This is a genomic window from Salinicola sp. V024 (assembly GCF_052645315.1).
In genome coordinates, this window is record NZ_JBQXYB010000017.1 from 25,557 (window position 1) to 39,557 (window position 14,001).

Below are 14,001 nucleotides of genomic sequence, written 5' to 3' on the forward strand. Positions count from 1 at the left end.
GCGCTCAAGAGATCCTCTACGTCGGCGAGACAACGGCGAAAACGGGGTCGTCACCAAAGGCGGTGACGAACCCGTCATTGTAGCGCCGTCAGCGGATCAACTCACGTCCGAAGAGGAATGACCCGTTTTCGCCGGCTTTTCATCGGGTGTTTCACCGGGCTTTTTATCGACCTTTGCACCGCTGTTTTCACCGGCCCTGTCATCAAGCTTCCCGGATCGCGGAGAGGCGCCGTTCGATGACGCGTCACGCAACTCCCGCCGCAGCACCTTGCCGACGTTGCTCTTGGGCAGTTCATCGCGCAGTTCCACGAACTTGGGCACCTTGTAGCCGGTCATCTCCTTCTTGCACCACTGACGAAGCGCTTGAGGATCGAGGCTGTCATTGCGGGCGACCACGAACAGCTTGACCGCCTCGCCGGTCTCCTCGTCGGGCACCCCGACCGCGGCGACTTCGACGACATCGGGATGGCTCGCGACGACCTCCTCGATCTCGTTGGGGTAGACGTTGAAGCCGGAGACCAGAATCATGTCTTTCTTGCGGTCGACGATCTTGACGTAGCCATCGTCGAGAATCTGGGCCATATCCCCGGTGCGCAGCCAGCCATCGGCGTCCAACGTCTTGGCGGTATCCTCCGGGCGGTTCCAGTAGCCCTTCATGACCTGCGGGCCCTTGACGCAAAGCTCGCCCTTCTCGCCACGCGGCAACGCGCGACCCTCGTCATCAATGACCTGAATCGCGGTGCCGGGCACCGGTTTGCCGATGGTGCCGATCTGCGGGGCTTCCGGCGGGTTGACCAACGCGATCGGCGAGGTTTCGGTCAAGCCGTAGCCTTCGACGATGCCCAGGCCGGTAGCCTGCTCCCAGCGCTGCGCCACCGTGGGCGTCAGGGCCATGCCTCCAGAAATCGTCAGCTTGAGGCGGGAAAAGTCGAGCGCCTTGAAGTCATCACGCTGACACAGCGCATTGAACAGGGTGTTGAGTCCGACGAACACGGTGAATGGCGTCTTGGACAGCGTCTTGACGAAGCCCTCGATATCGCGCGGATTGGGAATCAGAATGTTGTGATGCCCGGAAACCATCGCGAACAGGCAGTTCACCGTGAAGGTGTAGATGTGATAGCACGGCAGCGGCGCAATGATCGTCTCCTCTCCTTCGACCAGCGTCTTGCCCACTACCTGCTGGGTCTGCAGCATGTTGGCGATCAGATTGCGATGGGTCAGCATCGCGCCCTTGGCGACGCCGGTGGTCCCGCCGGTGTACTGCAGCGCCGCCACATCATCGCCGCGGCTGGCCACGACCTCGGCCGAATGTCGGCTGCCGGCAGAGAGCGCATCTCGAAAGCTCACCGCGGCGGGCAGCGAATAGGCCGGCACCAGTTTCTTGACATGGCGTACCACACCGTTGACCACCAATCGCTTGGGCCACGGATGGAGATCCGCCATTTCGGTCACGTAGACATGGCGAATGTCGGTCTGATCGAGCACCTTTTCCAGCTTGTGCGCCATGTTGGCCAGCACCAGCACGGCCTTGACGCCCGCGTCACGAAACTGGTGGCGCATCTCGCGCTCGGTGTAGAGCGGGTTGGTGTTGACTACCACGAGACCCGCGCGCAGGGCGCCGAATACCGCGACGGGGAACTGCAGGACGTTGGGCAGCTGTATCGCGATTCGATCGCCGGGCTCCAGGTCGGTCTCCCGTTGCAGCCAGGCGGCAAAGTGGCCCGAGAGCCGATCGATGTCACGATAGCGCAAGGTATGACCCAGACAGCTGAAGGCAGGCTTGTCCGCAAAGCGGCGGCACGCTTCGGCGATGATATCGTTGATCGACTCGAACGCCTCCATGCCCTCCAGCGGCGCTCCCGTTTCGATGCACGGGCTGACGCTATCGCTCATAGGATCTCCTTGATTCGTGACGGTTATCGTCCTTATAACAGGATCACGACGGCAAGGCGCTGCCACCAAGGTGGTAGGCGAGCGGCAGCGCTGCCTAGCGGAGCCCGATTCACATCGATCTTGCCATCAGGTCCGAGCTTCGATCGAGCTGGCGATGGGCGCTCGAGCCCGACGCTCAGATCGATGGCTCCGAGCGTCGAGCCAGCCGGCGGCGCTTGACCGCGCCTCGCCAGCGTAGCAGCACCCACAGCAGCAGGATGAGCGCGATGACGATCCACGTTACCGGACGCTGCGCGTAGGTCTCCAGGTAGGGTTTGGCGATCCGCCACCCCTGGCGCGTCTTGTCGACCGCGATGTCGGCCATCTGCGAGGCGGTCAGGCCATCGAGAAAAGCGTCACTCTCCTCGTCGCCGCTGCCCACGCTATCGTCCTGCTGGCGAGATTCGCTGACGATACCGCGATCGAGGTCCGCACCGCTAAGACCGACGGCGGCGTCGGGATTGAGCCGCACCACCGGCAGATCGAAGTGCAGCGTGCGACCCTCGACCTGCGCCTCCGCGACGATCTTGACAGGCAGTGACTCGTTGGGATCTGTCTTAGGCACGTCGATCGTCCACTCACGATCCCCGGTCTGGCGCACGTCGAGCGACCGGCCGGTGAGACTCGCGCTGAGCTGGGTGTTGTCGACGTTGAGATCCGGGTGATTGGCGCGAACCACGATTTGGGTGCCATCCGAACTCAGCACGGCACTCAGCGCCGCCACCACGTTGACCGTCTGCACCTGCTGGCGAATCATCTGGTCGCTGCGGGCGGTAATGGTCAGGCGCGCGTTGCCGAGCTGCTCGACGCCCGGCAGCTCTCCACGGAAATGATCATCGGACGCCGACAGCGGCGTCTCGGCGAGCGAGGCGCCATCGAGATCACGTAGCTCGGCGTTAACGCTCAGCCCCTCGGGACGCGCGTCGGCGTCGAGCGTCTTGCCGTCGGCTTCCAGCCATACCTCCAGCGGCGTCGAGAAACCGCGATACAGCGTTGCCGGGAGCTGGTCGCCACGCAGCACGGTGTCGGCCTGAATGCCGATACGGCTATCGGCACCGATATCGCCCTCGATCTGCCATTGGCCCGGCGTCGGGTCGGGTACGGTGATCAGGTCGTAGCGGTCGCTACTCTGCCACTCCACGGAACCCGGGTGATCATCGCGCGAGTAACGTCGACCGTCGGGACCGACCAACACCGGCGAATCCACGCCCGGCGCGTGAAACAGCAAGGCGTTGAACTCATCGATATCGTCATCGACGCTGAAGCGCTGCTGCTCGTCGAGGGGTATCTGATCACCGGGCAGAATCCGATCGAGGACATCGAGGAACGCCCGCAACAGCTCCTCGGGCGTATTGGCGACGGCTGCCAGCCCGCCGGTGGTCTGGGCGACCTGCTCGAGCAGCGGCAAGTCGACATTGTCGGAGAGCGCGATGGGATGAACGACGACGCCGCGCGACGCCAGCTCCGGCGCCAGCTCGCGGATGATTCGCTGGCGCGACGCGTTGTCGTGGCCGGCCTTGTCGCTACCGGAAGCCGGCAGATCGACCATGCCGTCGGTCAACAGGATCAGATGGCGATTGGCGCTATCCGGGCCGGCATTCGCTACCTGACGCAGCGCGCGTTCGATATCGGTGAACTGCTGATAGTCGGTCAGTTGCGGCGCCATGTCGCTGGCACGCTGACGCCAGGTATCGGCCACGTCGCCGCTGGGCAGCGGATTGGAGACCGTCGTGCCGAACGTCCAGATCGACCCCCGGGCGCTCGGCGGCAGCAGCGTCGCGGCGAGCCCCAGGGCTTCGGCACGAAGATTGTGGGGGTCGTTGTGCTTCATGCTGCCGGATACGTCGACGACCATTCGCACGTCCGGCGCGGACTGCGCCGACGCCCAGGTGGGAAGAAGCCCTGCCATCAGAGTCACGATCAACAGCAACGCCCGCATTTCTCGCATCCTTGTCGAAACCCGTATCAGAACGCGACGAGAATCGCCCCGTCCGCTCATTCATCGTCTTGCGATCAGTTGACGACCGGCTCGCGCCGACCGCCCGGACCGGCGTCGCTATCGTCGTCATCGCGGCGGCGTAGCAGGCGCCACGCCAACAGCCCCAGCGCGCCGCCGATAACCGCGCCCGCCAGCAGCAGAGGAGAGGCGCCGGCAACCTGCCCGCCGTCGTGCTGAACCACCCCTACCGCCATTACCACGATCGCCGGCGCCAGACCGGAGTAGGTTTGGCCCGGCTCGAGTAGCGGCAGCGAAAACGGTGCCACCATCCACAAGCTACCGGCGACGACGCCTACCAGCACCAGTCGCGGCAGCAGCGGCAACAGCCGTACGCCCAGATAACCGGTGACCAGAACGATCAGAGACAGTACGCCGTAACTCAGCCAGAGTTGCGGCAGGGAATCGGAAAACAGCATGGTAGTGACTCTCGATTCATACGATTTGTGCCATGGTACACTTCAGGCCGAAAAAGCACAGCTCAAGCCAGGAAGCACGGTCGCACAAGCGCCCCGCCCGGTCCTCGCGTCGACGCGCCGCGTCCCTGACCGGCGGTAAACTCCTGGTTGTCGTGAGGCAAAGCTTTCTTTCCGATCGATGCTTCGAACGTCATCGCGGCACGGGCTTGTCATCGCCCGAACTCATCGCCGTCCGAACTCTTTACACACGCCGGGTTCGCCGCACCCCGCTCGCAAGGATTCTGCCCGATCATGACCCGCTCGCAGACGACATCGACGCCTCCCGCGATTCACTTTCGTCGCAGTGACGACCCCGATTGGCACTGGCTGGAGTCGCGCGACGATCCTCAGGTCAAGGCTTTCCTGCGGGCTGCCAACCGTGAAAGCGATGTCTTTTTCGCGCCTCTGAAGGCCCTCGAAGAGGCGCTCTATGAAGGCCATCTGGCACGGCGCGAGCTTCAGGTCACCGGCTTGCCGACGGCGCTGGAACGCTTTCGCTACTGGAGCGAGACCGCCAGCGATGCCGATTATCCGCTGTGGTGGCGCCAGGCGCTGGACAGCACCACCGCTCCCGAGCTGCTGCTCGATCTCGAGGCCCGCTCGCAGGCCCACGATTTTCTCGAGCTCGGCGACATGGCGATCTCCTCGGACGAGGAGTGGCTGGCCTGGACCGAAGACGCCAGCGGCAACGAATATTTCGATCTCTACCTGAAGCGCTTGCCGGACGGCGAACCGCAACGACTGCGCCGACGCATCGGGCCGGACCTGGTATGGGCGGAAGACAATCGCACCCTGTTCTTCACGCGTTACGACGCCACCCAGCGCCCGGCCAGCGTGTGGCTGTTGCGCCCCGAGGACGATCACAGCGTGAAGATCTTCGAAGAGACCGACGTCGAATTCTGGGTCGGGCTGGGCAAAACCCGCTCGCGTCAGTGGCTGATGCTGGAGACCGCCTCGAAGGACACCGCCGAATGTCATCTGATACCGGCCCATGCCCCGCTGACGCCGCCGGCATGTGTACGGCCGCGAGAGACCGGGGTCGAATATGCCCTCGAGCATCGTGACGATACCTTCTATGTGCTGCACAACCGCGACGGCTCTCATTTCCGGCTGGACAGCGCGCCGGTCGCGCGCCCGGATGCCTGGACGCCGCTGATCCCGCACCGCGATGACGTCACGCTCGAAGGGGTCGACGCCTTCGGCTGGGGCCTGGTCGTCACCGAGCGCGACCATCACGAGGCACAGGTCTATCTGCGCGTGATCGAGCTGGCGCACGATGCCGAACCCTCCAGTGAAGAGCTTGCCAGTATCGCGCTGACGGCGAACGAAACGCCCGGTAAGCGACTCCCTTTATTCGATGCACCCTGCAGCCTTGCGCTCGGCGACACCCCGGATTTCCATACCCGCAAGCTGCTTCTGCGCGAGGAGTCCTTCACTCTGCCGGGGCGCTGGATCGAGCACGATCTCGACAGCGGCGAGCAGCGCCTGCTCAAGGCTCAGCCTCTGCATGGCGACCTACGGCCAGAGGATCTGGCCTGTCGCCGGCTCTGGGCAGAGGGCCACGACGGCGAACGGATACCCGTTTCGGTGGTTGCAAGAGCCGACAGGCTCGGCCAGTCGCCGATGCCGACGCTACTCTACGGCTATGGCGCCTATGGCGAAGTGCTGGATCCCTGGTTCTCGATTGCGCGCCTTGAGCTGCTCTCACGCGGCGTCGCGTTCGCCGTCGCCCATGTTCGCGGTGGCGGTGATCGTGGCGAGCCGTGGTATCTGGCGGGCAAACTCGAGCATAAGGAAAACAGCTTCAAGGACTTTCTGGCGGCACGCCATGCGCTGGTGGGAGAAGGACTTTCCGACCCTGGCCGAATCGCGGCCTACGGCGCCAGTGCCGGCGGCCTGCTGGTGGGGGCGAGTCTCAATATCGAGCCGGAGGCATTCTGCGCGGCCGTACTCGACGTGCCGTTCGTCGATGTACTGCGCACCATGGAAAACCCCGATCTACCGCTGACCACCGCTGAATACACCGAATGGGGCAACCCGGACGAGCCCGCCGCGCGGCGACGCATTCGCGACTATTCACCGCTCGACAATCTCACCGCCCAGCCCTACCCCAGCGTACTGCTGCAGGGGAGCTGGCACGATTCGCGCGTTCCGTACTGGGAGCCCGCCAAGCTCTACGCGCGCATGACCGAGCTCGGCAGCGCCCGGGGGCCGATCGTTCTACGAACCGACATGGCGGCCGGACACGGCGGCGCCTCGGGTCGATTCAAGGCGTGGCGGGATAACGCGCGGCAGGATGCTTTCGTGCTGTGGGCCCTGGGATTAGGGATTAGGGATTAGGGATTAGGGATTAGGGATTAGGGATTAGGGCAGAGACTGGATGCGGCATTGCCTGACTCGCCCGAAAAGCCGACCGCGATCGCCTAGCGGAACGATCGCTAACCCCATCATGGCCAGCGTGGCCGAGCGCAGGCAGTTTTCAGACAAAACCTAGGGCAGTTCGTCGAGCGGAATGATGTCGATGATATGCGCCTCGTAGTCGGCCTCATCGACCTCGGCCTCGCTGACGCCAAAGTGGCGCACGCTCATCTGACGTTCGTGCATGCGGCGATCATTGCCGCTGCGCAACGGATGCCAGCTCGCCAGCTTGCGCCCCTCGGCAAGACGTCGATAAGCGCAGCTGTGCGGTAGCCAGTGGAATTCATCGATATTATCGAGACTGAGCTGAGTGCACTCCGGAACCTTTTCAAACCGGTTGTCGTAGTCGCTGCAGCGGCAGCTACCGATGTCCAGCAGTCGGCAAGCCACATTGAGCGTGGCGACATCGCCGGTATCCGCGTCTTCCATCTTGACCAGGCAGCACTTGCCGCAACCGTCGCAAAGCGCCTCCCATTCGGGTTGCGTCAGTTCCTCGAGAGAAAAGCGCTCCCAGAATCGTTCGCGCATATCGATTTCCTCACAGGGCTTGTGAACGGACCTTTGGCACCAGGCCTTGCAGTGAACCTGGGCCAGATCCCTCAGGATCACCCATCTCGCGGAGTGAACAGGTCCAGCATTTCCGGATCCTTGGCCGGCGGCATCTGCAGATAGAAGCCCCGCTCGCGGATCGCCGCCAGGACGTGGGCCACATCGACGCGAACCAGCGGACGCTCGGGCCGCAACAACATCGTCATTACGGCAATCGGCGGACCAAACTGCTCGCGCAACGCCGGAGGCACCGGCGTCATGCCCTGGGCCTTGTCGAGATAGAGATACATCTCGTCGCGTCTCGGGCTCTTGACCACCTCGCAGATCAATCGATCCGCGACGCTTGGGTCGACACTGGGATCGTTGACGCCCCGGCGCGAGTCGCTCACGCCGTGGCCTGCTCGGCGAGCGCCTGCTGCCAGTCCGCCGAAAGCTGCCCACCGCGCCAGCCACTCGGCAACGGCAACGGTGCCTGGCTGAGATGAGCGCTGACCAGCGCTTCCATTTCCGCCCGGTTGGCGAGACGCTCCGGCGCCACACCGAGCGTCTCGGCGCGCGCCTGAACCACCTGTTTCAATGCCTTCAGTCGGCGCTTGAACGCAGAGGTGGTCGGCACCGGCAGCGGTTCGCCAAGATCGGATTCGTCACGATGATGAGCCGTCTTCACCAGCGCCAGCAGCGCGTCGCCCTCGCGCTTGATCAGACCAGGTGTCATGCCGTCGATGGCCGCCAGCTCATAACGATTCTGGGGCATCGCTTCGGCGATCGCGAACAGCAGATTGTCCTTGACCAGCCACCCGCGCGGCACGTCGCGACGCCGCACCTCGGCCTCGCGCCAGAGCGTGAGTTCACGGTACGCTTCGATCTGGCGCGGCGTCAGGCGCCATAGCTGACGATGCCGGGTGTACCACTGCTCGTGGGCAGCCTCATCGCGACCCAGACTCAGCGCCGCGCACTCCTCTGCGAGCCAATCTTCGCGCCCCAGCTGAATCAGCGCCTGACGCTGCTGTTCCCAGATCGCCGGGAGAAACACCACATCGAGCGCGGCGTAATCGAGCTGGGCCGGCGTCAATGGCCTGTCGAGCCAGTTGGAACGCGTCTCTTCCTTGGGCAGATCGACATTGCAGCGCTGCGCGACCAGCCGTCGATAGCCCATTGCCGCATCGGTGCCCAGGAAAGATTCGGCAACCTGGGTATCCACCATCGGTGCCAGCGTGACGCCCGCCCACAGCGACAGCACGTCGAGATCCTCGCTACACGCGTGAATCAGCTTCAGCGGCCCTCCGCTCAGCAGCTGCTGGAACGCCTCGCTGACCGCCACCGCCTGCGGATCGATCAGGTAGACCACGTCTCCCGCCGTCAGCTGAAGCAGCGCCGGCACTGGAAAGAAACTGGATTCACGGAAGAACTCGGTATCCAGCGCCACGACATCCGCCGTGATCAGTGCATCGTGAGCAGCCTGCAACCCTTCCGGGGTATCGACCCAATGTAGCGAATACTCAAAACTCATTCAGGTTCCTTGCGGCCACGCGCGCGACCCGTGGCAGGCCACGAGGTGGCCGGTCTCGGCAAAAGCGCGGGCATCGCGGCAATGTCTCATTCGTGGGAAAACGGCTGCCGACCCTGGAACGCTCGGCTCAAGGTGCCACCGTCGACGTACTCGAGCTCGCCACCCATGGGCACACCATAGGCCAGACGTGAAACGGTCGCTTCGCGACCCACCAGATGCTCGGAGATGTAGTGCGCGGTCGCTTCGCCCTCGATGGTCGGGTTGGTCGCCAGGATGATCTCGCTGACGGTTTCGTGGGAGAGGCGCAGCTCCAGCTGGTCCAGGCCGATATCGTCGGGCCCGATGCCGTCGAGCGGCGACAGGTGACCGTGCAGCACGAAGTACTGGCCGCGATACCCTCCGGCCTGCTCGATCGCCAGCATGTCGGCCGGCGACTCGACGACGCAGAGCAGCGCCGAATCGCGACGCGGGTCCTGGCAGACGCCACACAGCGTCTCTTCGGTCAACGTGCGACATCGTTCGCAATAGCCGACCCGTTCGATCGCCTGGGTCAGCGCCTCGGAAAGCCGCCGCCCACCGTCGCGATCGCGCTCCAGCAGATGCAGTGCCATGCGCTGAGCGGTCTTCGGTCCGACACCGGGCAGAACTCGCAGACTCTCCAGCAATTGCTCGACCAGCGGAGAAAAGCTCATCAGAACGGCAGCTTCATCCCGGCGGGCAAGTCGAGCCCGGACGAGACCTCTTCCATCCGCGCCTTGGACTGGGTCTCGACCTTGCGTGAGGCGTCGTTGACCGCCGCCGCCAGCAGATCCTCGAGCAGCTCCTTGTCTTCCTGCATCAGCGACGGATCGATCTCGACCCGGCTGACATCATGACGGCCGTTCATGGTGACCTTGATCATGCCGGCTCCGGCCTCGCCAGAGACTTCCATCTGGGCGATCTCTTCCTGAACCTGCTGCATCTTTTCCTGCATTTCCTGAGCCTGCTTCATCAGGTTGCCCATGCCACCCTTGAACATGACGAACTCCTTCGAGATTGAATCCATGGCTTGCGAGCGTCACACACGCGCGGTGGTGACGCTCTCTTCGATCAAACGGGCGCCGAAACGCGCCTCCAGTTCCTGAATATGCGGGTCACCCCGGAGCGCTTCAACGGCTCGGAGATGGCGTTCGCGGGACTCGCGGTCGCGCTTGGCCTTGGCGGTTTCGCGAGCGCCATCCAGCTCGGCGACGTCGATCTCTAGGCGGCGGACATAGCCGAGCCCCGCCAGGGCCTTGCGGATACGTTCGACATGAAGCTCCGAGAGCATCGCCGACTGCCCCGGATCCAGCGTGATCCTGAGCACGCTGCCATCGTCGCTGTCGACGACGCAGTGCGCAGCGAGATTGCGGGTCAGGCCGCCGATGTCGAGCTGGTCGAACTGCGCCAGCCACCGCGCGTGATCGAGCGGCTCCGTCGCGGCAGCCGCAGCCGCAGCCGTCTGGACGATCGGTTCGCGCTCGTCGACCGCCGATGCGAGTTGCGGCGTCGCTTCGACCTCACCATTCGACGTTGGCGGAGAGGGCGCCAATTCGGTCTGTGGCGCAGGCGCAGCGTGCGACAGCGAATCCGCCTGCTCTGCCCAGGCGTAAGCATCGCTATCGACACTGGCGCCGTTATCGAAATTATCGCCGTCGTCGAAATTGGCATTGCTGTCGAATTCGGTTTCGGTAGCGAAATCGCTCTCGGTCTTGATATTGCCAGCGCCATCATCGTCGTGATCGTCATCGACGCGATCCGCGGCATCGACGGAGTCACCGGATGGCGCGTCTGCCGACGTGGATTCCGGCCCCCGAGCCGCCGGGGAGACCGGCGTTTCCGGCGCTGCTCCCCCTTCTCGCCGCGCCTCGACGGGCTCGGCATCGGTCGCCCATGGCGGCCGGTCATCCATCGCCGGCGGGCTGTCATTCGTCACCGACTGGGCCGGGGCGACACTCTGCTCGACCTGATCCTCCGCTTGAACGGGTTCTTCGCCCTGGCCGGTCGCTGTCTCGATCTCTTCTCGTTGACCAGCCCGTGACTGGCCCGTTTCTGACGGACCGCCTTCTGACCTAGCACCTTCTGACTGATCTACCGCTGACAGAGCACCTTCTGAGCTAGCACCTTCTGACTGATCTACCGCTGACGGAGCAACCTCAGGCCGATTCATCTCCTGATGGCCGGGCGCCGGCTGGCTCGCGGTTTGGCGCGCCACTTCGGGCTGCCCGCCGGCGTGCTGGCTGCCCCGCAGCGGCAGGTCGGTCTGCGGCGGTGTCGGCACGCCCTGAGGCCGGAACGCCAGCATGCGCAGCAGCATCATTTCCAGCGCCGAGCGGGTATCCGGGGCGTTGTCGATGTCTCCTCGCCCCTGCAGCGCGATCTGGTAATAGAGCTGAACGTCTTCCGCCGTGAAACGCCCGGCCAGTGCCAGCAGTTCGTCCCGATCGCCGTGGCCATTGTCCAGGGCGCCGGGGACCATCTGCGCGATGGCCAGACGATGCATCAGCCCGGACAGTTCATCGAGCACCCCGGCAAAATCGGGCCCCTGTTCTGCAAGCGCCGCGACCTCGGCCAGCAGCCGTTCGGCGTCGACATCCGCCAGCGCCTGGGCCAGCGCGATGAGATGCGCGTGGTCCAGCGTGCCGAGCATGGCGGCCACGTCTTCGCGCCGCACCTCGCCGTCACCAAAGGCGATGGCCTGATCGGTCAGGCTCATGGCATCGCGCATCGAGCCGTCGGCCGCCTTGCCGAGCAGCCACAGCGCCTGGGGATCGAAAGCGACCTGCTCGGCTTCGAGAACGCGAGTCAGATGCTCGACGACGCGTTCCGGCGGCATGTTCTTGAGCGTGAACTGCAGGCAGCGCGAAAGCACCGTCACCGGCAGCTTCTGCGGATCGGTGGTCGCCAGCAGAAACTTGACGTGAGGCGGCGGCTCTTCCAGCGTCTTGAGCAGCGCGTTGAAACTGTGCGTCGACAGCATGTGCACCTCATCGATGAGGTACACCTTGTAACGCCCCTGGGTCGGCGCGTACTGCACGTTGTCCAGCAGTTCGCGGGTATCTTCCACCTTGGTGCGCGAGGCGGCGTCGACCTCGATCAGATCGACGAAACGGCCGCTGTCGATATCGCGGCAGGTCTGGCACTGGCCACACGGCTTCGACGTCACGCCTTGCTCGCAGTTGAGACACTTGGCCAGAATGCGCGCCAGCGTCGTCTTGCCGACACCGCGGGTACCGGTGAACAGATAGGCGTGATGCAATCTTCCCTGATCGAGCGCGTTGACCAGCGCACGGCTGACATGCTCCTGACCGACCAGTTCGTGAAAGGTACGCGGGCGCCATTTACGGGCCAGAACCTGATAACTCATGCGGCGCGATACTCCTCGCTGATAGGCTCGCGGCTAGGCGTGATCGAAAGGAGTCGGCGCGGGCACGATCAAAGCTCATATCGAAACCACGGTCGAAACGTGGGTGCCCAGCGTCGATGATCCGGAAGATCCGACAGTGATCGGGCCATTCTAGCAGGGTCGGGAGAAAACTGACGAGGCGGGAGGCGGCGACTTGGTCGCCTGAATCCATAGCGGGCCAAATCGGATAGAACCTAGAAATAGAGCCCTGAAATGGAGGCGGCCCCGACCAGCCACATCCCGGCACACGCGACCACCACTACCGTTGCTCCCTTCCGGGCCTGGCGGGGTTTGCGGTTTTGCGTTGCGGGAGGACCGGTAAGGGCCACCATAGCTCGATTCATCTATGACCGATCTAGCAATGACATGGATGAGATCGAAAGCCGACAAAGCCTGTCTCTTCAAGACGTTGCCGAGCGGGGCGTACTATACCAGCGCGATTGCCGGCCGGCAACCGGTGACCTGGATAGCGCTAGCCGATTCGCGCGGATTTTGCCGACTCGATCCACACCCGGGCCGATCCCAGGCCGAGCCCGGGCTGACGATGCCCGGGCTGACGATGCCCGGGCTGACGATGCCCGGGCTGACGATGCCCGGCCTGACGATGCCCAGCTCATCGGGTCGATGGCTTCACCCGCGGCAAAGGAGTGCTATGGTGAATGACGCCCAACATCCCTATTTCACCGGGAGCTTCAGCATGGAATATCGTCGTCTCGGCCGCACCGGCCTCAAGGTTTCTCCTTTATGTCTCGGCACCATGACCTACGGCACGCCCCAGTGGCGCGACTGGGTTCTGGACGACAGTCAGAGCCGCCCTTTCATCCAGCAGGCACTGGATGCCGGGATCAATTTCTTCGACACCGCCGACATGTATTCCGACGGCGAGTCGGAACGCGTCGTCGGCAAGGCACTGAAGGATTTCGCGCGGCGGGAAGAGGTCGTGCTGGCGACCAAGGTCTACAACCCGACCGGCAACAAATCTCCCAACGAGCGCGGGCTGTCGCGCAAGCACATCCACCACGCCATCGATGCCTCGCTCGAGCGCCTGGGCATGGATTACGTCGATCTCTACCAGACCCATCGCTGGGATTACGACACGCCCATCGAAGAAACCATGGAAGCGCTCCATGAAGTCGTCAAGGCGGGTAAGGCACGCTACATCGGCGCATCCAGCATGCATGCCTGGCAGTTCGCCAAGGCTCAGCACGTCGCCGAGCGCAATGGCTGGACGAAGTTCGCGACGATGCAGCCGATGGTCAACCTGATCTACCGCGAGGAAGAGCGCGAGATGATTCCGCAGTGCCTCGACCAGGGCGTGGGTGTCATTCCCTGGAGCCCGCTGGCTCGCGGCATTCTCGCCGGCAGCAAGCCGGTGGGAAGCGAAGGCAGCACTACCCGCGCCAAGAGCGACGAGCAGATGCGCAATTGGAAGCTGGGCCTCGATCGCGATGCCCCGGTGATCGAGGCGCTGCAGAAGGTCGCCGAGTCCCGCAGCGTTTCGCCTGCGCAGATCGCGTTGGCCTGGGTGCTGCAAAAGCCCGGCATTACCGCACCGATCGTCGGCGCCAGCAAATCGCATCATCTGGATCAGGCGCTGGCCGCACTGGAGATCACGCTGACGGCGGACGAGGTCTGGCAGCTCGAGGCGCCCTACGTGCCGCACGAGGTCGTCGGATTCGAGTAGTCGTTGGATCCGAGTAGTCGTGGTAATCGA

At 64.0% G+C, this 14,001-nt stretch carries 11 protein-coding genes and 1 other RNA gene; 2 read left to right on the forward strand and 10 right to left on the reverse strand.

From position 1 onward, the window contains the following. Window positions 1-96: 96 nt before the first annotated feature. The 3 genes from ACUN9V_RS18215 to ACUN9V_RS18225 form a co-directional block, all read right to left on the reverse strand. The gene (locus ACUN9V_RS18215) at window positions 97-1,893 is read right to left on the reverse strand and encodes an AMP-binding protein (RefSeq protein ID WP_445512397.1); all 1,797 of its coding nucleotides are present in this window, start codon (window positions 1,891-1,893) and stop codon (window positions 97-99) included. A 175-nt stretch (window positions 1,894-2,068) separates the two neighbouring features. Further along, window positions 2,069-3,871, reverse strand: coding sequence for a VWA domain-containing protein (locus ACUN9V_RS18220; RefSeq protein WP_445512398.1), 1,803 nt, complete (start codon window positions 3,869-3,871; stop codon window positions 2,069-2,071). A 74-nt stretch (window positions 3,872-3,945) separates the two neighbouring features. Continuing rightward, the gene (locus ACUN9V_RS18225) at window positions 3,946-4,347 is read right to left on the reverse strand and encodes a hypothetical protein (protein ID WP_445512399.1); all 402 of its coding nucleotides are present in this window, start codon (window positions 4,345-4,347) and stop codon (window positions 3,946-3,948) included. 291 nt (window positions 4,348-4,638) lie between these two features. Between ACUN9V_RS18225 and ACUN9V_RS18230 the strand changes: the two genes are divergently transcribed. Then, window positions 4,639-6,726 carry a S9 family peptidase gene (locus ACUN9V_RS18230; protein WP_445512400.1) on the forward strand — a complete coding sequence of 696 codons (2,088 nt, stop codon included), beginning with the start codon at window positions 4,639-4,641 and terminating at the stop codon, window positions 6,724-6,726. A 150-nt stretch (window positions 6,727-6,876) separates the two neighbouring features. Here the strand turns inward: ACUN9V_RS18230 and ACUN9V_RS18235 are convergent, their stop codons facing one another. The 7 genes from ACUN9V_RS18235 to ffs form a co-directional block, all read right to left on the reverse strand. Further along, a complete protein-coding gene (locus tag ACUN9V_RS18235) occupies window positions 6,877-7,332 on the reverse strand; it encodes a YcgN family cysteine cluster protein (protein ID WP_445512401.1) in 456 nt (151 codons plus the stop codon). Window positions 7,333-7,409: 77 nt separating this feature from the next. Continuing rightward, on the reverse strand, window positions 7,410-7,742 hold the full coding sequence (locus ACUN9V_RS18240; protein ID WP_445512402.1) for a YcgL domain-containing protein: 333 nt from the start codon (window positions 7,740-7,742) through the stop codon (window positions 7,410-7,412). Beyond that, a complete protein-coding gene (locus ACUN9V_RS18245) occupies window positions 7,739-8,863 on the reverse strand; it encodes a ribonuclease D (protein WP_445512403.1) in 1,125 nt (374 codons plus the stop codon). Before ACUN9V_RS18245 ends, ACUN9V_RS18240 begins: the two co-directional genes overlap by 4 nt. Before the next feature lie 86 nt (window positions 8,864-8,949). Beyond that, window positions 8,950-9,555, reverse strand: coding sequence for a recombination mediator RecR (gene recR / locus ACUN9V_RS18250; protein ID WP_075561718.1), 606 nt, complete (start codon window positions 9,553-9,555; stop codon window positions 8,950-8,952). Then, entirely contained in the window at window positions 9,555-9,881 is a 327-nt protein-coding gene (locus ACUN9V_RS18255; RefSeq protein WP_075561717.1) for a YbaB/EbfC family nucleoid-associated protein, read from the reverse strand. The genes recR and ACUN9V_RS18255 overlap by 1 nt, the downstream gene beginning before the upstream one ends. Before the next feature lie 39 nt (window positions 9,882-9,920). Further along, window positions 9,921-12,248: a DNA polymerase III subunit gamma/tau gene (gene dnaX, locus ACUN9V_RS18260; RefSeq protein WP_445512404.1), complete on the reverse strand. Its 2,328-nt coding sequence runs from the start codon at window positions 12,246-12,248 to the stop codon at window positions 9,921-9,923. 263 nt (window positions 12,249-12,511) lie between these two features. Next, an RNA gene (gene ffs / locus ACUN9V_RS18265) (signal recognition particle sRNA small type) lies at window positions 12,512-12,608 on the reverse strand. A gap of 334 nt (window positions 12,609-12,942) precedes the next feature. On the opposite strand from ffs, the gene ACUN9V_RS18270 reads away from it, so the two are divergent. Continuing rightward, entirely contained in the window at window positions 12,943-13,971 is a 1,029-nt protein-coding gene (locus tag ACUN9V_RS18270) for an aldo/keto reductase (RefSeq protein ID WP_445512405.1), read from the forward strand. Window positions 13,972-14,001 lie beyond the last annotated feature (30 nt).